The organism is Rhodopila sp. (genome assembly GCF_035548095.1).
In the GTDB taxonomy this organism is placed as follows: Bacteria; Pseudomonadota; Alphaproteobacteria; order Acetobacterales; family Acetobacteraceae; genus Rhodopila.
Genome location: NZ_DASZUV010000028.1, coordinates 115,067 through 134,644, shown reverse-complemented (window position 1 = coordinate 134,644; position 19,578 = coordinate 115,067). Strand labels below are relative to the sequence as shown.

17 protein-coding genes and 1 tRNA gene are annotated in these 19,578 nt (G+C 68.2%); 9 read left to right on the top strand and 9 right to left on the bottom strand.

What is annotated here, in order from left to right; genetic code table 11:
- The first annotated feature begins 144 nt into the window (after nucleotides 1-144).
- Nucleotides 145-333 carry a hypothetical protein gene (locus tag VHC04_RS19905; RefSeq protein ID WP_325684477.1) on the top strand — a complete coding sequence of 63 codons (189 nt, stop codon included), beginning with the start codon at nucleotides 145-147 and terminating at the stop codon, nucleotides 331-333.
- A 257-nt stretch (nucleotides 334-590) separates the two neighbouring features.
- Here the strand turns inward: VHC04_RS19905 and VHC04_RS19900 are convergent, their stop codons facing one another.
- The 4 genes from VHC04_RS19900 to VHC04_RS19885 form a co-directional block, all read right to left on the bottom strand.
- Nucleotides 591-1,406 carry an NUDIX hydrolase gene (locus VHC04_RS19900; RefSeq protein ID WP_325684476.1) on the bottom strand — a complete coding sequence of 272 codons (816 nt, stop codon included), beginning with the start codon at nucleotides 1,404-1,406 and terminating at the stop codon, nucleotides 591-593.
- A 36-nt stretch (nucleotides 1,407-1,442) separates the two neighbouring features.
- The gene (locus VHC04_RS19895) at nucleotides 1,443-2,726 is read right to left on the bottom strand and encodes an MFS transporter (protein ID WP_325684475.1); all 1,284 of its coding nucleotides are present in this window, start codon (nucleotides 2,724-2,726) and stop codon (nucleotides 1,443-1,445) included.
- A gap of 201 nt (nucleotides 2,727-2,927) precedes the next feature.
- Entirely contained in the window at nucleotides 2,928-3,185 is a 258-nt protein-coding gene (locus VHC04_RS19890; RefSeq protein WP_325684474.1) for a hypothetical protein, read from the bottom strand.
- A 466-nt stretch (nucleotides 3,186-3,651) separates the two neighbouring features.
- Nucleotides 3,652-4,230, bottom strand: coding sequence for a YqaA family protein (locus VHC04_RS19885; protein WP_325684473.1), 579 nt, complete (start codon nucleotides 4,228-4,230; stop codon nucleotides 3,652-3,654).
- Between the two features lie 94 nt (nucleotides 4,231-4,324).
- Here VHC04_RS19885 and VHC04_RS19880 point away from each other — a divergent pair, with 94 nt between their 5' ends.
- Nucleotides 4,325-6,010, top strand: coding sequence for a thiamine pyrophosphate-dependent enzyme (locus VHC04_RS19880; protein WP_325684472.1), 1,686 nt, complete (start codon nucleotides 4,325-4,327; stop codon nucleotides 6,008-6,010).
- Nucleotides 6,011-6,524: 514 nt separating this feature from the next.
- On the top strand, nucleotides 6,525-7,289 hold the full coding sequence (locus VHC04_RS19875; RefSeq protein WP_325684471.1) for a PEP-CTERM/exosortase system-associated acyltransferase: 765 nt from the start codon (nucleotides 6,525-6,527) through the stop codon (nucleotides 7,287-7,289).
- 11 nt (nucleotides 7,290-7,300) lie between these two features.
- On the opposite strand, the gene VHC04_RS19870 is transcribed toward VHC04_RS19875, so the two are convergent.
- Nucleotides 7,301-8,050 (bottom strand): SDR family NAD(P)-dependent oxidoreductase, encoded by a 750-nt coding sequence (locus tag VHC04_RS19870; RefSeq protein ID WP_325684470.1) that lies wholly within the window; start codon nucleotides 8,048-8,050, stop codon nucleotides 7,301-7,303.
- Between the two features lie 82 nt (nucleotides 8,051-8,132).
- On the opposite strand from VHC04_RS19870, the gene VHC04_RS19865 reads away from it, so the two are divergent.
- Nucleotides 8,133-9,188, top strand: coding sequence for a hydroxyacid dehydrogenase (locus VHC04_RS19865; RefSeq protein WP_325684469.1), 1,056 nt, complete (start codon nucleotides 8,133-8,135; stop codon nucleotides 9,186-9,188).
- 75 nt (nucleotides 9,189-9,263) lie between these two features.
- Here the strand turns inward: VHC04_RS19865 and VHC04_RS19860 are convergent, their stop codons facing one another.
- Nucleotides 9,264-10,028 (bottom strand): competence/damage-inducible protein A, encoded by a 765-nt coding sequence (locus tag VHC04_RS19860; RefSeq protein ID WP_325684468.1) that lies wholly within the window; start codon nucleotides 10,026-10,028, stop codon nucleotides 9,264-9,266.
- 16 nt (nucleotides 10,029-10,044) lie between these two features.
- Entirely contained in the window at nucleotides 10,045-11,205 is a 1,161-nt protein-coding gene (locus VHC04_RS19855; protein WP_325684467.1) for a bifunctional GNAT family N-acetyltransferase/(deoxy)nucleoside triphosphate pyrophosphohydrolase, read from the bottom strand.
- A 281-nt stretch (nucleotides 11,206-11,486) separates the two neighbouring features.
- Between VHC04_RS19855 and VHC04_RS19850 the strand changes: the two genes are divergently transcribed.
- Both VHC04_RS19850 and VHC04_RS19845 read left to right on the top strand, forming a co-directional pair.
- The gene (locus VHC04_RS19850; protein WP_325684466.1) at nucleotides 11,487-12,311 is read left to right on the top strand and encodes a TIGR03619 family F420-dependent LLM class oxidoreductase; all 825 of its coding nucleotides are present in this window, start codon (nucleotides 11,487-11,489) and stop codon (nucleotides 12,309-12,311) included.
- A 4-nt stretch (nucleotides 12,312-12,315) separates the two neighbouring features.
- Nucleotides 12,316-13,299 carry a DUF2891 domain-containing protein gene (locus VHC04_RS19845; protein ID WP_325684465.1) on the top strand — a complete coding sequence of 328 codons (984 nt, stop codon included), beginning with the start codon at nucleotides 12,316-12,318 and terminating at the stop codon, nucleotides 13,297-13,299.
- A 247-nt stretch (nucleotides 13,300-13,546) separates the two neighbouring features.
- On the opposite strand, the gene VHC04_RS19840 is transcribed toward VHC04_RS19845, so the two are convergent.
- Together VHC04_RS19840 and VHC04_RS19835 are read right to left on the bottom strand one after the other, a co-directional pair.
- Nucleotides 13,547-13,623: transfer RNA gene (locus tag VHC04_RS19840), tRNA-Arg, on the bottom strand.
- 68 nt (nucleotides 13,624-13,691) lie between these two features.
- On the bottom strand, nucleotides 13,692-14,696 hold the full coding sequence (locus tag VHC04_RS19835; RefSeq protein WP_325684464.1) for an aldo/keto reductase: 1,005 nt from the start codon (nucleotides 14,694-14,696) through the stop codon (nucleotides 13,692-13,694).
- On the opposite strand from VHC04_RS19835, the gene VHC04_RS19830 reads away from it, so the two are divergent.
- From VHC04_RS19830 to VHC04_RS19820, 3 genes are all read left to right on the top strand, one after another.
- Entirely contained in the window at nucleotides 14,593-15,321 is a 729-nt protein-coding gene (locus VHC04_RS19830; RefSeq protein ID WP_325684463.1) for a chromate transporter, read from the top strand. The two genes, VHC04_RS19835 and VHC04_RS19830, sit on opposite strands and share 104 nt — an antisense overlap.
- Entirely contained in the window at nucleotides 15,318-15,839 is a 522-nt protein-coding gene (locus tag VHC04_RS19825) for a chromate transporter (protein ID WP_325684462.1), read from the top strand. Before VHC04_RS19830 ends, VHC04_RS19825 begins: the two co-directional genes overlap by 4 nt.
- A gap of 238 nt (nucleotides 15,840-16,077) precedes the next feature.
- Nucleotides 16,078-19,578, top strand: coding sequence for a glycosyltransferase (locus VHC04_RS19820; RefSeq protein ID WP_325684461.1), 3,501 nt, complete (start codon nucleotides 16,078-16,080; stop codon nucleotides 19,576-19,578).

Sequence of the window (19,578 nt, the reverse complement as noted above, 5' to 3'; positions counted from 1 at the left end):
AGCATGCCAGGCCTGATTTCCTTTCGCCGAAGGAGTATTGACAACCGCGTGAATTTGGCGGAAGTGCTGGCGCGGACGTTTAACGCCTCGGTTGGCCTCTCGACCCGAAAAAAGAGGCGGCATGCCAGTTCAGGAGGGATGACCATGAAGAACGTCTGGACCCCGGTACCGGGTACGCGTTTTTTCACGCGCAATGGTGAGGGGCTGTATGAACGTCTGACCGACCAACTGTATCTGCGTGTCGATGAGCCCGACGAACAGGATGCCGCGGAGTTGTGCACCCGTTTCGCCGAGGCGTTCGAAGCTCGCGCGCCGATCCGCATGGTCGCCTGAATTCAAGTTTACGCTGAATCGTAACGACGCCCACGGATGCATTGACATTACGCTGATGCTGCGACGCGAAAGTTCCGATTGGTAACCGATAGCGGCACGGCGCCCGGAGACTTCGCTAGGCAGGAGACTTCGCGAGGCGGGGGGACTTCGCAAGGCGGGCGCCTTCCTCGCCAGTCGGCGCGCGCGGTGTTGCGATCGCCGGGGCGGCGGCTCGCATCCCAAGCCCCGGCTTTGCCCCTCTTCCATCCCATCATGCGCTATGACGCCGGCGGCAGGTCGACGATGAACTCGGTGCCGCCGTAATCCGCCTCGGCCGGGATGCGCAACAGGCGCCGGCCATCCTCCAGCTTCGTCGGGTGGGGCTGCACCGTGACGACGGCCGTGGCGCGGGCGGCGGCCAGCGCGTCGGCGACCGAATTCCAGCGTGACAGCTTCTCCAGGTTCTTGGCGGTCGCGAAGACCAGCTTGAAGCGGCCGGCCAACGTGTCGGCGAGGGCCCTGGCGGGGTTGATCCAGACCGAGTCCACGGCTTCCGACCCGTCATGCACCGCCAGGTGCTCAGGCGGGGCCGCGGCCAGGAAGAACTGCGTGTCATAGCGCTTGGGCTGGTTTGCCGGGGTGATCCAATGGGCGAAATGCACCAGCGTGTCCGTCGCAGGCTCCAGCTTCTCCTGCCGCAGGATCGCCTCGAAGCCGGTCGTGCCGGCATTCAGCGCCGAGCGATGCCGGGCGGAGACATTGCGCAGCGTGTCGGCGCCGACGAGGGACAATGCGCCGGCCGGGCGGGCGAGCAGGACGCCGCATTCCTCGAACGTCTCCCGGATCGCGGCGACGCGGAAGGCGTCGGCGTGGCCGGTCCGCGCATGCGTGCCCAGGCGGGACGCGAAATCGTGATCGGCGTCGTCCACGCGCCCGCCGGGGAACACCAGCGCGCCGGACGCGAAATCGATCGCGTGGTGGCGCACCACCATGAAGACCTCCAGCCCGCCGGGCCCGTCGCGCAGCAGAAGGATCGTGGCGGCGGGGCGGGGTGTGGCCGGCGTGGCCTCCCCCGACGTGGTTTCCTGGTTCATGACGGCGTCCTGTGATGTCGGCTGCGCGTCATAGGCCTATTCGGCGATGGCCGTCACCAGCTTGCCGCGTGGCGTGATGCGCATGACCAGCAGCGACGCCATCAGACAGGCGGCGCCGCTGGCGACGAACGCCATCATGTAGCTGCCGGACAGGCTGCGGATCGCGCCGCCGCCAAACGCCGCGATCGCCCCGCCGATCTGGTGCGCGGCGAAGATCCACGACACGATGACCGGTGCGTCGCGGCGGCCGAACACCTCATTGGTCAGGGCGAAGGTGGCCGGCCCGGTGGCGACCCAGTCCAGGCCGTAGAAGACCGAAAACACCGACAATGACACGGCGTCGAAATTGCTGAACGGTATCAGCACCAGCGACAGGCCGCGCAGGCTGTAGTACCAGAACAGCAGGATGCGCGGGCTGTAGCGGTCGCACAGCCAGCCCGACGCGGTGGAGCCGATCAGGCTGAACATGCCGATCACCGCCAGGATGGACGCGCCCTGGAGCTGCGGGATTCCCATGTCGCTGCAATAGGGGATCAGGTGTGTGTTGATCAGCCCGTTGGTGGACAGGCCGCAGATGCCGAAGGTCAGGCACAGCAGCCAGAAATCCATCGACCGCGACGCCCTGGCCAGGCAGGTGAACGCCACCGAGAAAGGGTTGCTGCCGGACGACATCTGCGGCGCCGCGACGGTGGTGGCGCCGTAGGCCGGAATGCCGATCGCAGCCGGCGATTCCGGCAGCAGGACCATGACCATCGGGATGACGGCCGCGATGGTGACCGTCAGGCCGAGGGAGACGCCCTGCCAGCCATAACGGTCCACCAGCAGCGCCAGGATCGGCAGGAAAATGAGCTGGCCGGCCGCGTTGGCCGATGTCAGCAATCCCATGGCCAGGCCGGCCCGCTGGGCGAACCAGCGGTTGGCGACGGCGCCGGCGAAGCCGACCGCGCCGGCGCCGCTGCCGATGCCGACCATGAAACCCCAGGTCAGGAACAGCTGCCACGGCGCGTGCATGAAATAGGACAGGCCGGTACCGGTCATCAGAATCACGAAACAGCCCAGCATGGTGCGCTTCAGGCCGATCACCTGCATCAGGCCGGTCAGGAACGGCCCGGTGGCCCCCAGCAGGATGATGTTGATGGAGATGGCGGCGGAAATCGTGGACACGTCCCAGCCGAACGCCTTTTCCAGCGGCGTGATCATCACCCCCGGCGCGGCGCGCACACCGACGCCGGCGAGCATGGCGCAGAAGACCACGACCAGGGTGATCCAGGCATAATGGAACCGGTGGGAGCAGGCTTTCGCCAGGCGGGGCCCGATCAAGAGACGTTCCTTTCGATGATGGGCCGATTAAATAGAATATTTTTGGCTGCGGCGAGGCCTCAGCGATGCGTGGCACACATATCTGACCGTCAAGCTGGGAGATTTCATCGCCTGCCTGGCGCAACGATCCTGCTGGCCGCCGTGAGGGCGCCCGTGACGGTGCCCGTGAGCGCCGCCTGTCGTGCCGCCGATGGGCCGCGCTCAGCCGACCATCGAGCCGTGCAGTTCGATATCCTGCTGCATGAACACGGCCAGCATGCGGTTGGACAGTGGCTGGATCGGCGCCGGGACGATGCCGACGCCGTCGGCGCCAGGATCGTTGTCGCCGCCCGCCGGACCGCCGCTGTCGTCCAGATGACCTCGCTCACGAGCGGCGTTGCCGGGCGTTGTCGCGGTGGCGCCGATGGTCACCGGCGTGGCGGGGAGGGCTGAGGCGATGGCTCCGATCGTGGTGGACATGGCACGTCTCGCTGAGGGCCAAGGTGATACCGTCAGGTGATACCGTCGGGCGATACCGCCGGGCAGATCGCAAGCGATGTGCCAGTACGTTGCCGGAGCTCGGCCGTCGCCGGCATCGCGTTGTGCGACATCGGCAACCATCCCCGCGCGGTCCGGATGCAATGGATTGATAAAGAATGATCTGAGTACGAATGTCCGTCTAGCGCCGCATCGGCCGGGCGGTGCTGGCGGCGACTGGGCATTCCTTGCCGATGGCTCCGGCGGCCTGGCATTTCCTGCCCGTCACCCGGCACGTTCTGCCGAGAGGCACAAACAACCCGGCAAATCATGCCGACCTGAGCGCTCGGCTCGAACACCCACCCCGGGACACCCACCCCGGGACACCCGGGACACCCACCCCCGGGACACCCGCGTCCGGACTGCCGGTCTGAACACCGGTCTGAACACCGGTCTGAACACCCGGCGGTCAGAACACCTTCAGGACCAGGAACCCGCCGACCACGCCGGCCGCGACGGCGCTGGTCACCAATGTCAGCCGCCGTTCGATGAAATCCCGCACCGGATCGCCGAGGTAATGCAGCAATGCCGCGACCAGGAAGAACCGGGTCCCGCGGGTGATCAGGCTGGCCAGCATGAAAGGCCAGAAGGCCATCTGCGCGGCACCGGCGGCGATCGTCACGATCTTGTATGGGATCGGCGTCAGGCCTTTGATCAACACGATCCAGACACCGTATTCCTGGAACTTCGCGGCGAACGCCGCATAGGCCGGTCCGTAGCCGTACAGCGCCAGGATCGGCCGGGCGATCTGCTCGAAGACGGCGTCACCGATCAGATACCCGCATGCGCCGCCAGCCACGCTGGCGGCGGTGCATATGGCCGCGAATACCCATGCGGCGCGCGGCCTCGCCAATGCCATCGGGATCAGCATCACGTCCGGCGGTATCGGAAAGAAGCTGGCCTCGGCAAAGGAGACCAGGGCGAGCCACCACGGTGCGGCCGGGGAAGCGGCCAGCCTGAGCAGCCGGTCGTAGAGGCGTCTGAGCATGCCGGGGCGTCTAGCACCGCCGCCCGCCTCTGGTCACGCAATCTTGCCGCGCCTAAGGTTTGCGCCACGCGAAAAATCGGGAGAACGAGCCAAGATGACGACCACCGTCGCCCGCCTGCTGGCGGACAGCCTGGAAGCACATGACGTCGACCAGATCTTCTGCGTGCCGGGTGAGAGCTATGTCGGCCTGACCAGCGTGCTGACGGAGCGGAATTCCATCCGCATGATCGTCTGCCGGCATGAAGGCGGCGCCGGGTTCATGGCCGCGGCGGACGGACGTCTGCGCAACCGGGCGGGGGTCTGCATCGTCTCGCGCGGGCCAGGGCTGGCAAACGCGATGGTGTCGCTGCACTCGGCCTACCACGATGCCACCCCGATGGTGATGATGATCGGCCAGGTGGAGCGCAAGGATTTCGGCCGGCTGGCGTTGCAGGAGCAGAATTATTCCAAGCTGCTGTCCGACATCACCAAGAGCGTGATCGAGGTGAATGAGCCGGAAATGGCCTCCGAGGCGATCGCGCGCGCCTTCCATGTCGCCGAGAGCGGCACGCCCGGCCCGGTGGCGGTGGTGCTGCCCGAGGATATCTTCGACGAGGCCACCGACGCGGAACTGAACCAGCCGCGGCCGCGCGTGGTGGCGGGCCCCCGGCCGCAGGACCTGCAGCAGCTTGCGGCGATGCTGGCGAAGGCGGAGCGGCCGTTGATCCTGTGCGGTGGCGCGCTGCTGGCCGACAGCCTGCACGACAAGGCTGTGTATGAGGACCTGCGCCGGTTCTCGGAGACCTGGGTGGTGCCGATCAACCCCACGCATCGCCGGCCGCAGCTGTTCGACACGCGGCATCCGAACTATGGCGGCTACATGGGCATCCGCGTGCCGCCGGCGCTGATTTCCGAAATGAGGAAGGCAGACTTGATCGTCGCGCTGGGGGAACGGCTGACCGATACGGTCAGCCAGTCCTACAGCTTCCCCGCCGCGCCGCAGCCGCAATTGCCGCTGGTGCATGTATGGCCCGACCCGAATGAGGTCGGGCGGGTATGGCGCGTCGACCTGGGCATGCCGTGCGACCCGCATGAGGTCCTGAAGGGGTTGTTGGCGCTGCCGGCGCCGGCCGATGCCGCGAAGCGCCGGGGCTGGGTGGACGGGCTGCACAAAATCCATCTGTCGCTGCTGGAGAAGACCTGGGAGCCGACCACCGACGGCATCAACTTCGCCGCCATCGTCTGTGAGATCGACAAGCACCTGGCCGACGACGCGGTGATCACCTCGGATGCCGGCAATTTCGGGTCCTACCTGCACCGCTACATCAATTTCCGTCCGGGCCAGGAATTTCTATCATCGGTGGTCGGCGCCATGGGGTCCGGCATGCCGATGGCCGTTGCCGGCTGCCTGCGCCGGCCGGGCCGGCAAGTGGTCGCCTTCATGGGCGACGGTGGCGCGCTGATGATGGGCAACGAGATCGCGACCGCCTGCCAGTATGGCGGCAATCCGATCGTCATCATCTCGGACAATTCCATGTACGGCACGATCGGCATGCACAGCTATGTGCGCTATCCGGAACGGAAATTCATGGACGCCACCCGGCTGACCAACCCGGACTTCGCCGCCTGGGGCCGGTCCTTCGGGGCGGAAGGGATTACGATCCGCGAGGAATCGGAGATTGCCGGCGGCATTGCGAAAGCCTTCGCGGTGAAGACGAAGCCCGTGGTGGTGCACTGCCTGACCTCGGCCCTGCAGATGAGCGCCTGGCGGCGATACCAGGGCGGCGGCGAACTGCCCTAAGAAGCATGGCAGGGTCGGGTTGACCCTGCCATGCTCTTTGATTCAGAAGCGTGATTCACGTTTTCTCACCGCCGGCTTCAGGCGATCGCGCGCTCGCATCCCCACCAGCCAGGCCGCCCTGCATCGGCTGCACAAGCCGGTTCCAGGGCGGTCGCGGCGGCCGCTCCACTCTCTGTGGCCGCTCCACTCTGCGGCCGCACTCTGGAGCCGCCGCACTCTGGAGCCGCTGCACTCTGGGGACCGGCACCGCAGGCGGCACCCGCCGTCGCGGCTGCGATGGCCCCCTGGGATGGGCATCAGCCACGCCAGGATCAGTAAAAATTCCTTTTCATGTTGCGTTATGGCATGAGATAGGATAATTATCTGTCGCCGCGGGATCACGGTTTCCCGCCATCCACGCGGTGTCCCAGGTTTCCCGGGTCGTCAACGCCGTTTGATCTTCACTGCCCGTTCCGCGGGTCTCGTTTCATCCGCCGCCATACCCGGCGACGCCCGGACATTTGACAGGTGCATTATGGACAAGACGGCACTGCGGGACGCCATCGATCGGTTGACGCAGGATATTTCAGTCGAATTGGCGGACACGGCCGCGGCGCTGCAAGAGGCATATCGGCTCCGCCACCAGGTCTACTGTCAGGATCACGCGTTCCTGCAAGGTGTCGGCGGCCTGGAGACGGATGAATTCGACTCCCATGCGCGGCATGCCCTGATCCGCTGGCGCCCCACTGGCCAGGCGATCGGCACCATCCGCCTGGTGCTGCCACAGACCGATGAGGGTGAGGACGATTTTCCGATCGAGCAGGCCTGTTCCGACTTGATCCTGGACGGATTTCCGCGGGTCCGTACCGGCGAGGTATCGCGCTTCGCCCTGTCCAAGCAGCATGTGGCGGCGATCCGGGAGACCGATCCCGACATGGCCGGCCTGCTGCGTCTTGCCTTGTTGCAGGGAGCGCTGTGGATGAGCGCCGAGGCCGGCCATACCCACTGGCTGGCGATCATGCAGCCGACCCTGCTGCGCCTGCTGCGCGGCGACGGGCTGCGGTTCCGGCCGCTGGGTCCGCTGGTCGAGTATCACGGAAAACGGCAGCCGGTGCTGGCGCACCTGGATACGATGCTGGCCGGCGCGGCAAACGAGCAGCCGGCGGTGTGGGCGTACCTGACGCGCGGCGGCACATTGTTCTCCGGCCGCGGCGGGTCCGACCTGCGCATGCCGGATGGCGCATTGGCGGCGCCCGGTCGGCGCTGGGTGGGGCTGGCGATGCAGGGCTTCGCCGGCTGACGCCGCCGCGGCTACAGCAGAACCGTCCCGCCATCGACGGCGATGGTCTGGCCGGTCACGAAGCGGCTGCCATCGCCGATCAGCCATAGAATGGTGCCCACCAGATCCGCCGGCTCCAGCGTGCGCTGGATCGACTGACCGGTGCGGATCACCTCCAGGCCGCGATCCAGCTTGTCGCCGAAGAACTCCGCCGTGCCCTCGGTGGTGACGGCGCTGGGGGCGACGGCATTGACGCGGATGTTGTCGCGGCCCAGCTCCCGCGCGAGGCCGCGGGTCAGGCCGATCACCGCGGCCTTCGACGTCGTGTAATGCAGCGCGAACGGCATGCCGTAGGTCGCCGCCAGCGAGGCGATATTGACGATCGAGCCCGCACCGCCCTGGCGCATCCCCTCCACCACCGCCTTGCAACAGTTCCAGATGCCCTTGACGTTCACCGCCATGGTCGCGTCCCAGTCCGCCTCGGCGATCTGGTTGAAGCGTCCGCCACGCAGCGAGCCATACAGCGCGGCATTGTTGATCAGCCCGTCGATGCGGCCGAAACGGTCCAGCGCCAGTGCCGCCATCGCCTGGCAGGACGCCATGTCGGTGACATCCAGCCTCACGCCGGTGGCGCCGTTGCCAGCCGCGGCGGCGGCGGCCGAACAATCCGCCAGGTCGCCGGCGATCACATGTGCCCCCGCGGCCCCCAGGCCGCGCGCATACTCCAATCCCAGGCCGCGGGCGGCGCCGGTGACCAAAACGACTTTACCGGACAGGCTCATGACGGCTTCCCCTTGGTGGATTTGCCCCGCGGTGGTGCGCGGGTTAAGGAGCCAACCCTAATCCTCGGAGGAAAGCCCGCCAATGGCGCCGAATACCAAGCGCGTATTCTACGTGAACAATGTCTCGGCTCCCGTCTATCTGGAGATCCTGGCGAAGCGTCCGGACATCCAGGTGGACAGGCTGGAGAATGACAGCCCCGAAGCCGCGGTGGAACCGGTCCTGGCGCAGGCGCACGCCTATCAGATCGGCAGCAGCCGACAGGAGCTGGCGATGCCATTCCAAGGCTATGCGCCACTGCTGGCACGTTGCCCGAACCTGCTGGTGCTGTCGACGAACGGGGCGGGGTTCGACACGGTCAGCCTGGCCGACGCGACCGCGGCGGGTGTCGCGGTGGTGAACCAGGCCGGCGGCAACAAGGAAGGCGTCGCCGAGCACGTGATGGCGCTGATGCTGACGCTGTCGAAGCGCATCCCCATGGCCGACAAGGCGATGCGTCGCAGCTCGGACTACAAGCGTCCGGACTTCATGGGCGACGATGTACAGGGACGTACCATCGGCATCGTCGGCATCGGCCATGTCGGCGGCCGGGTCGCGGAGCTGTGCTGCGGCCTGTTCGGCATGCGCGTGCTGGCCTTCGATCCCTATCTGACAGCGGAACAGATCGCCGCCAAGGGGGCCGAGAAGGTCGCGACGCTGGATGACCTGTTGCGTCAGGCCGACTACGTCTCCATCAACTGTCCGCATACCGCCGAGACGCGCGGCATGATCGGCGCGCCGCAGTTCGCGGCGATGCGGAGCCACGCCTATTTCATCAACACCGCGCGCGGCGGCATCCATGACGAGGCGGCGCTGGCGCAGGCGCTGACGGCGAAGCAACTCGCCGGCGCCGGACTGGATGTGTGGGAGGACGAGCCGCCACCGTCCGATCATCCGTTGCTGCGGTTCGATAACGTGGTCGCCAGCCCGCACAATGCCGGCATCACCCGCCAGTCGCGCCACAACATCGCCAGGATCGCGGCGGAGCAGATGCTGGACATCCTGGATGGCAGGAAGCCGCCCCGGCTGCTCAACCCCGAGGTCTGGCCGGTCTATCGCGACCGTTTCTCCCGCATCCTGGGGGTGACGCCGGAGGCATGACGGCGCTCATGCGGAAGGCGCCGGTGCCAGCCGCCGGCGCCTTCCGGCAGGCGGCGGAATGGCACCGGTCCGCTTTCACAGATCCGGTGGTTCCCCCGGGATCGGTTGCCTGCCGAAACTTTCGATCAGCCGGGTGATCTCGGCGATCGCCGCCTCGGCCGCCTTGGCGTCGGGGCCTTTCGCCACCAGTGCCACGCCGTTGCCGCTGGCGCGATAGAACGGGTAGCTGCCGATATCCAGATCGGGGAAGCGCTTCTGCACTTCACCCAGGCCTTCCGCGATGACGCCCTCGGGCAGGCCCAGCGCATGCACCGACCGCATCTCGATCTTCTGGCCGCCTTCCAGGCGCGGGGCGAGCCATTCGAACATCGACTGCATGATCTTCGGCACCCCGGCCATGACGTAGACGTTGCCGATCTGGAAGCCGGGCGCCACGCTCATGCTGTTCTCGATCAGCGTGGCGCCGCGCGGCATCGTCGCCATTCGTTGCCGAGCCGCATTGAAGTCACCGGGCTTGAACGCCGCCTCCATGCGCGGCCAGGCGATCGGATGTGGCTCCCACGCCACGCCGAACGCGGCGGCGACGCATTCGCTGGTGATGTCGTCATGCGTCGGCCCGATGCCGCCGGTGGTGAAGACATAGTCGAATTTCGGCCTGACCTCGTTCACCGTGCTGATGATCGTTTCGGCTACGTCGGGGATGACGCGGACTTCCCGCAGCGGGATGCCCAGATTGCCCAGGCCGGTGGCCAGGAACTGGATATTGGCGTCACGGGTGCGGCCCGACAGGACCTCATTGCCGATCACCAGCAGGCAAGCGGTCGGATTCTTCGCGGCCATGGATGTCTCAGCTCCCCTACAGGAAATCGCGCAGCAGCGGGATCAGCGGCTTGTCCGCGGGCGGCATCTCGTACTCCGTCAGCTTCGTCGCGCGCACCCAGGCCAGGGTCTGGTTTTCGCGCGGCCTCGGGACACCCTTCCAGCGGCGGCAGATGAACAGCGGCATCAGCAGATGAAACCCCTCGTAGGCGTGCGAGGCAAACGCGAACGGGGCAAGGCAGGCGGCCGCGACGTCGATGCCGATTTCCTCCTTCAACTCGCGGATCAGCGCGGCTTCGGGCGTCTCGCCGGCATTGACCTTGCCGCCGGGGAATTCCCACAGTCCCGCCATCGTCTTGCCCTCGGGGCGGCGCGCCAGCAGCACCCGACCATCGGTATCGACCAGCGCGCAGGCCACCACCAGCACCAGCGGTTTCTGCCCGTCCACGGCTGGCGGCGCAGTGGGGCGGCCGAACACATCGTCGCGCGTCGCCTCGAACACCAGCACCTCGTGATCGGAACCCGAGGTGGTGAAATGCCGCACGGCGGTGCCGGTCTGGCGGAAGCCGATGCGCCGCAGCACGGCGCATGACGCGAGGTTGGCCGGCGTCACCTCGGCCCTGATCCGATCCAGCGTCAGGTTGGCAAAACCCCAGCGGGTCAATCGTCCGGCAGCCTCGGTGGCGACGCCATGCCCCCAGAACGCCTTGCCGACCCAGTAGCCCAGGCGCCCGGTGCGCGCCGCCCGGTCCAGTGTCAGGCCGACGACGCCCACCAGCGTCTCCTTTTCCCCTTCGTGGCCGGTGATCGCCAGGTGGTAGGCATGGCCGTCATCGATCTGCTTGCGTGTCACGCCGATCCAGTCATCGGCGAGTTCGCGGGGATAGGGGTAGGGGAGCTCCGCCAGGGTGCGCGTCACTTCCCAGTCATTGACAAGCCTGTGCATGGCGGCGGCGTCGGATGCCAGCAAGGGGCGCAGCGTCAGCCGTTCCGTCTTCAGCGGGGCAAAGGCGGGCGCCGGGGTATCAGCCAGGCGCAAATCCGCCAGCGAAGAGTCCGCCAGCGAAGCGGCCATTTGCGGGGCGTCCGCCTGGGGAGCCTCCGCCAGGGTAGCCTCCGCCTGGGGAGCCTCCACCTGGGGAGCCTCCACCTGGGGAGCCTTCGGCTGGGGAACGTCCAGCAGCGGGGCCTCGGGCAAAGGGGCATCGCGGCGCGGGGTGGCGCCGGGCCGAGCCGGCGGGCGGGCCGGCTTCCGCTTGGGTCTCGCGTGCTCTGAGGTGGGAATCGGGGCGACTCTGTCTGGTGGCGGGGGGCGGAAGGTGACGCACAGATGGCGAGGCGTGCAAGGCCCGACCGGCTCGGATGCCGCTTTGGCTGGACGGCGTGGCACCGGCGCGTCAGGCTGCGGGGGATGCGCCGGGACCGATTCCGCGGTTCGCGGCGCCATCGTCGCCACCGTCCGTTGGGAGGACGCCGCACATGCAACTGGGCATTCACCTGCCGCATATCGGCCGCAAGGCGGGGCCGGAGTCGATCCGGCGTGCCGCGATCCAGGCCGAGCAGCTGGGCTTCGACGATGTCTGGGTCAGCGAGCACATCATCGTGCCGCAGAGCAGTCCCTATCCGCCGTCACCGAATTTCTGGGACCCGGTGGTGACGCTCACCTGGGCGGCGGCGGTGACAAGCCGGGTGCGGCTGGGCACGTCGGTCCTGGTCCTGCCGCTGCGCCACCCGCTGCCGCTGGCGAAGGAGCTGGCGACGCTGCAGAATCTGTCCCAGGGCCGCCTGATCCTGGGTGCCGGCGTCGGCTGGCTGGAGGCGGAGTTCGACGCTCTGGGCGTGCCGTTCCAGCAGCGCGGCCGGCGCATGGATGAGGGCATCGCGATGATGCGCGCGGTGTGGTCGGATGACCCGGTCACCTTCGAGGCCAGATGGATACCGGCCAGGATCGACACGATGCGCAGCCAGCCGCTTCCGGTCGTGCCGATCCCGATCTGGATCGGCGGCGGCTCCGACGCCGCCTTGCGCCGAGCCCTGCGGCAGGACGGATGGCACGGATCGCGGGTGCCGCCGGACAAGGCGGCCGCCCTGGTACGGCGGCTGCGGGCGGAGCGGCCGGAGCCTGGCTTCACGATCTCCCTGCGCGTGAGCTGCAACGCGGCCAATGTCGGCGGCATGCGCGACACGCTGGCGGCCTACCGCGATGCCGGCGTGCAGCACGTCATGGCCGCGCCGGAGGATCGCGGTCTGGAGGACTATCTGGCGACCGCCGAAGCGTTCCGCCGCGCCGGCGACAGGCTGTAGCCGGGTGACGAGCGTGCTGACCGAGGTGCTCGCCGATCGGTTCGCGGGCCTCGCCTTGGGGCATGTCACGCGGGAATATCCGAACAAGCTGGACCAGGTGCTGACGGGACCGGACGATCTGCGCGCGCCACGGGCCCTGCATCCGGTGTTCTACGGCAGCTTCGACTGGCACTCCTGCGTGCATGGCTACTGGATGCTGGCGCATCTGTACCGGCGGTTTCCGGCCATGCCGCGGGCTGCTGCGATCCGGGCGGTGCTGGACGCGCATTTGACGCCGGAGCGGGTGGCCGGCGAATGCGCCTTCCTGGCGCACCCGGGTGCCCGAGGCTTCGAACGTCCGTACGGGTGGGCCTGGCTGCTGCACCTGGCGGCCGAGCTGGTCCGGCATGGCTCGCCGGAAGGGCGGATGTGGACCGCGGCGCTGTGGCCCCTGGCCGTGATGTTCGCCGATCGCTATCGCGCCTTCCTGCCGCTGGCCACCTATCCGGTGCGCGGCGGCTCCCACGCGAACACCGCCTTCGCGGCGACGCTGGCGCTGGACTTCCCCGATCCGGCGCTACAGGCGCTGCTGCGGGCGACGGCGGTGCGCTGGTATGCGGGCGACGCGGACTGCCAGGCCTGGGAACCCGAGGGCGACGCTTTCCTCTCGCCGGCCCTGATGGAGGCCGTGTGCATGCGGAAGGTGCTGCCGGACGCGGATTTCCGGACCTGGTTCGCGCGCTTTCTGCCGCGGCTGGATGTGTGCCAGCCGGGGACGCTGTTCGCGCCGGCCCGGGTCAGCGACCGGACTGACGGGAAGATCGCGCATCTGGACGGGCTGAACCTGAGCCGGGCATGGTGCTGGCGCATCCTGGCGCCGTTCTGCCCCGATCCGGCGGCAATCGACCGCACGGCGTGGGCGCACATCGATGCCAGCCTGCCGCATCTGGGCGGCGACTACATGGGGGAGCACTGGCTGGCGAGCTTTGCCGTGCTGGCGCTGGGATAGGCGCGTCGGTCTGGCGGCTGCGGTCTGGGCATCACCATCGAGCGCATCAAGGCCGGGCCATCCGCGGCAGAACGGCTGCCATGAGCGCAGGTGCCCGACCCTGAGGAAGAAGACGGCGTGTCCGTCCGGCCAAAACGCTTTCGGCGACAGGCCCGCTCGTTGATTCCCGCGTTCGTCCGAGCACGGGACTCGGGCAGCGAATTGGACAACGAAAAGCGGGTTCCGGAAAACGGAACCCCCGGAAAAGTGGCGTCCCCGGCGGGATTCGAACCCACGGCCCCAGGATTAGGAATCCTGTGCTCTATCCTGCTGAGCTACGGAGACACGTCCCCATCATAGCCAGTCCGGCCAGGAAAACGAAGCCCCATCCGCGCCGCCGACCCGCGTGGCGGCTACCGTGCCACACGCCCCTCGATCGGATACGCCGGATCGTTGTACCCCGGCGTCGATGGGTGTCCGGGCGAGACCAGACGATCGACCAGCGCTTCATCCGCCGCGTCCAGCCGGACGGACAGGGCGCCGACATAGTCTTCCCACTGCGCCTCGGTCCGCGGGCCGCCGATCGCCGCCGTCACGAACCGGTTGTGCAGCACCCACGCAAAGGCGAACCGGCCCGGCGTCAGCCCTCTGGCCTCGGCGTGCGCCGCGATCTCACGGGCGATCCGCAGGCTCTCGGGCCGCCACTCCGACTCCAGCATCCGCCGGTCCTGCCGCCCGGCACGGGTCTCCGCGGGCGGCGGCACGTCCGGCTGGTATTTGCCGGTCAGCACCCCGCGCGCCAGCGGGCTGTATGGCACCACGCCCAGCCCGAAATAGCCACAGGCGGGCAGATGCTCCGTCTCCACCTCCCGGTTCAGCATGTTGTAGAGTGGCTGGCTGGCCACCGGCCGGTCGATCCCGGCCTGATCGCACAGCCGGCAGATCTCCGCGACCCGCCAGCTCCGATAATTCGACACTCCGAAATACCGGATCCTTCCCGCCCTGATCAGGTCGGCCAGGGCGTGCACGGTCTCCGCCAGCGGGGTCGCGTGATCCTCCTTGTGCAGGTACAGGATGTCGATCTCGGCCACGTTCAGCCGCCGCAGGCTGGCCTCCACGGCGTGCTGCACGTGGCGCCGCGACAGGCCCCTGGCATTCGGTCCCGTCCCGGTCGGATTGGCGATCTTCGTCGCCAATACCCACCAGGACCGGTGCTCGGCGATCGTCCGCCCGACCATCTCCTCGGACCGTCCGCCCGTGTAGCCGTCGGCGGTGTCGATGAAGTTCACCCCCTGCTCGCGGGCGCGGTCGACGATGCGGGTCGCCGTCGCCGCATCGGTCGGGCCGCCAAACATCATCGTGCCAAGACACAGCGGCGAGACCTTCAACCCGCTGGTCCCCAAGGATCGATATTGCATCCCGACGTCTCCTGATGCGGCTGCCCTGTCCAGTCTACGCGGGACGGGCTTGAATGTCCCGATGCAGCCCAGCCCTCCAGACCGACCAAGCCTCGGCGCCTTGTTCGTGAGCTTCATGAGCATCGGGATGATGAGTTTCGGCGGCGGCCTCGCCGCCTGGACGCGGCGCGAGGTGGTCCAGCGGCGCGGCTGGCTGGATGACCCGCAATTCCTGTCCGGCTACGCGCTGTCGCAACTCATTCCCGGCGCGACCAACGTGAACCTGGCGGTGTTCATCGGCACGCTGATGCGCGGCGCTTCCGGCGCGGTCGCCGCCTTCGCCGGGCTGACGGCGTTGCCGGTGGCCATCATCCTGGCGGCGGGCGCGCTGTACCTGCATGCGCAGTCGAACAGCGCGATGGCCTGGCTGAGCGGCATCCTCGGCGGCATGGGCGCGGTGGCGATCGGCCTCAGCCTCGGCACCGGCGTGCGCCTGGCGCGGCGTAATCTGCGCGGCGTGGTACCGTTCGCCATCACCGCCGTGGTGACGACCGCCATCGGCATTCTGGGCCTGCCCCTGATCCAGGTCCTGCTGGTGATGCTGCCGGTCAGCCTGTTCGCGGCCTGGGCGCTGCCCCGGCGATGATCGCCACGCTGCTTCGCCTGGCCGCATTGTTCGGCTTTCTGTCCATGCTCGCCGTCGGCGGCGGCGCCGGTATCATTCCAGACATGCAGCGTGCGGTCGTGGACAGATACCAGTGGATGTCGGCCACCCAGTTCCTGGACATGTTCGCCATCTCCCGCGCCGCGCCCGGCCCCGGCTCGTTGATCGTCGTGCTGATCGGGCTGAAGGTCGCCGGCCTGCTGGGGGCGGCGGTGTCCTTCCTGGCGATGTTCGCGCCGTCCTGCCTGGCCGTTCATGCCATCGCCCGCACCTGGCACAACGCCGCGCGGTCGCGCTGGCGGCCGGTGCTGGAACGCGCGCTGGGCCCGGTGGCCGTCGGCCTGACCTTCGCCAGCGGTCTGGCGCTGATGCGCGGCACGGAGCATGAATGGACCGCCTGGACCGTCACCGGCGTCAGCACGCTGCTGTTCAGCTTCACCGAGATCAATCCGGTCGTGCTTCTGATCGCCGGGGGGAGCATCATGCTGCTGATCGGCTGATCGGCCTGCGCGACGCCCGGACATCCCGGTCCCGGGAGTCCTCGCCTGGGAAGCATCGGTTGTATCACGCGATTCCAGCGCGCCCACTACGATCGGAGGTTGAAATGACATCGCCGTCCGGGCACAGTGCGTGCAGACGATGGTCCCGCATCGTCTTCCATCCATCCACGGCCTCTATTCCTCTCGGCGGAGCATGCGTGCCAGTCCCCTCGGTTCGACAGATGATGCCGGCTGAACGATGATCGGCGCCAGCAGCCGGCCCGGACAGCTGTCGGAAGCCGCCATTGCCAACCTGATGCACGCGCTGGTCGATTCCCCCTGGTACCAGCAGCGCTATCCGGACATCGTGGATGTCGGCATTCCGCCCGTTCTGCACTTCGTCCGCCACGGGCTGGAGGAAAGGCGTGACCCGAACGCTTTCTTCGACAGCGCCTGGTACCTGGACCATTACCCGGACGTGGCCGCTTCCGGCATCCACCCCCTGCTGCACTATCTGGCCGCCGGCATGCGGGAAATGCGCAACCCGCATCCGCGGTTCGATGCGACCTGGTATGTCGATCAGCACCCCGAGGCGCGTGACAACCCGCTGGTGTTCCACCTGACCATTGGACGGAAGCGCGGCTACCTGACCGAGAAGCCGATCGACATCGCGGACTATCTGCCGTCGCAGGCCGCGCCGCCCACCGCGCCGGCGCGCGTCTTCGTCGACGTGATCATTCCGGCCTATCGCGGGCTGGAGGAGACCAGGCGTTGCCTGGCGACCGTCCTGGCGGACCCCGACCGGCCGATGGGACGCATCATCGTCGTCGACGACTGCTCGCCGGAGCCGGCGTTGTCGGACTGGCTGCGGCATCTGGCGGATGACGGCCGTATCCACCTTGTGCGCCACACGCGGAACCGCGGCTTCGTGGTGTCGGTCAACCGGGGCATGCAGGAAGCCGGCGATCACGACGTGGTGCTGCTGAACAGCGACACGGAAGTACCGGCGGGCTGGCTGCGGCGCCTGATGGCACACGCCCATGCCGCGCCGGGGATCGCCAGCGTCTCCCCCATGTCGAACAACGCAACGATCTGCGGCTGGCCGAACGACACGGGCAGTCCGCTGCCGCCAGGCCGCTCGCTCGCCGAGATGGATGCGTTCTGCCGGCAGGTGAATGCCGGCCGTTCCGTGCCGGCACCGACTACCGTCGGCTTCTGCATGTACATTCCACGCGCGGCGTTGCGCGCGCTGGGTGAGTTCGACGCCGACGCCTTCGCGCTGGGCTATGGGGAGGAGAACGATTTCTGCCTGCGGGCCCGGGCCCAGGGCTGGACGCACCGGATCGCCTGCGACACGTTCGTGTATCACGCGGGATCCGTCAGCTTCTCGGACCGGGCCACGAAGCTGTCGGACCGGGCCATGAAGGTCCTGACCACGCGCTACCCCCACTATGCGAAGGACGTCGCCAGTCATATCTATCGCGACGCGATCGGACCCTATCGTTTCGCCCTGACGGCGGCGCTGTTCCGCACCGCCGGCCTGCCGGTGATCCTGCTGGTGTCACACGATCTGGGCGGCGGCATCCAGAAGCACCTGAAGGAGATCGTCGCGCGGCTGGCCGGGAGGGCGCAGTTCCTGCTGCTGGCCGGGACGCAGCGTGGCGCCACCCTGTCGGTGCCGGCGCTGGAGGGCCATCCCACCGTGTCGCTGCCCGATGACCGGATGGACGACCTGCTGGCCCTGCTGCGGACCTTCGCTGTCTCCCGCGTGCATATCCACCACCTGCTGGGCGTGGACATGGATGTGGCCCGCCTGATCCGGCAGCTGGACGTGACGTTCGACGTCACCGTTCACGACTATTATGCGATCTGCCCGCAGATCAATTTCCTGCCGTTCCGGTACAGCCATTATTGCGGCGAACCCGATATCGGCGACTGCAACCGCTGCATCGCCCATCGCGACACGTCGGGCGCGCGCGACATCGTGTCCTGGCGGGCGGACCGTGCCTGGCAGTTCCTGGAGGCCGACCGCGTGCTGTGTCCCAGCCGCGACGTGATGGACCGTCTGCGGCGTCATGGCCTGGGCGATCGCACCGTCCTGGCACCGCACGAGGCGGTCCCGGCCGGCCCCTGGCCGATCCGCCTGCCCAGGCCGGCGCGCACGCTGCGCGTCGCCGTCATCGGCACGCTGGTGGACCACAAGGGCGCGCGCGTCGTAGCCTCGCTGGCGGAAGCCGCCGATCCGTCGGCGATCGCGCTGCATCTGATCGGCCACATCGACGGCCCGTTCCCCGCCCCGGCGCTGGAGCGGATGACCGTCACCGGCGCCTATAAGGAAGCCGACCTGCCGGACCTGCTCCGCGCCGCCGATCCGCATATCATCTGGTTCCCGATGACCTGGCCCGAGACCTACAGCTTCACCTTGAGCGCGGCCATCGCGCAGGGCTGCGCCATCGTGGCGCCACGCCTCGGCGCGTTTCCCGAAAGGCTGGAGAACCGCCCCTTCACCTGGCTGCGGGATGTGCCGGCCCGCACCGCCGACTGGCTCGCCCTGTTCGAGGAGATCAGGACAGCCCTGCGCGCGGCGGGAACACGCCCCGCCGCGCCCCGCCGCGCCCCGGTCGCCGACTTCTACGCGACCGACTACCTCGATCCGTCCCCCGCTCGGCGGCGACCGCCGGCATCCGGGCCGGGCCGTCCGCGCATCATGGTCATTCCGGAGCTGTATGAGCGCGGCCATCCGACGCCGTGCGCCTATATCCGCCTGCTGCAACCGCTGCATCACCCGGCTATCGCCGGTGACGCACAGGTCCGTGTCACCACTGCCGACAGCGTGCTGAACCAGGAGGCCGACGTGATCATCACGCAACGATCCGCCCTGGCGGATCTGCGGACGGTCAAGGCGCTGGCCGCCCACGCCAGGCGGATCGGCGCCTCGCTGGTGGTCGATCTGGACGATGACCTGTTGAACGTGCCCGCGTCGCACCCGGACGCCGAGGCGTTGCGGCCGCGCGCCGCCGTGGTGAAGGCGTCGCTGGACGCGGCCGATATCATTTGGGTATCCACCCCGGCGCTCGCGGAAGCCATCGGCCGGCGGCGGCGGGAGGTGACGGTGATCGGCAACGCGCTGGACGAGCGTCTCTGGCGCCCGACGATCCCGGACGTGCCCCGGCATGACGAACCGGTCGGAATCCTGGTGATGGGCACCGCCAGCCACAAGGACGATTTCGACCTGGTCGCACCGGCCCTGACCCGCCTGAAGCGGGAATATGGCGCGATGGTGCGGATCGATGTGCTGGGCATGACCGGCCATGCCTTGCCCGAGGGCATCACGCGCGTCAGCCCGTCCGCGTTCGGCCACCGCTCCTATCCCGCTTTCGTCGATTGGCTGTGCGGCAGGCAGCCAGGCTGGCAGATCGGCCTGGCGCCGCTCCTGGATACGCCGTTCAACCGCTGCAAATCCGCGCTGAAGGCACTGGACTACACGGCGCTGGGCGTCGCGGTGCTGGCCTCGGCCGTCCCGGTCTACCAAGGATCGCTGGCCGATGGGCCCGCGGGGCGCCTGGTCGCGAATGATCCCGCCGCCTGGTATGCCGTGCTCGATCGCCTGATGCGCGATCAAACAGAGCGCCGGCATCTGGTCCGGGCGGCGCGGCCCGCCTTCCTGGCGGCCGGCACCCTGGGCGGGCAGGCCGGCCCGCGCCGGGCGGCGCTGCTGCGCGCCATCCGCGGGCCGCAGCGGACGGAAAGCGCCGCCTGA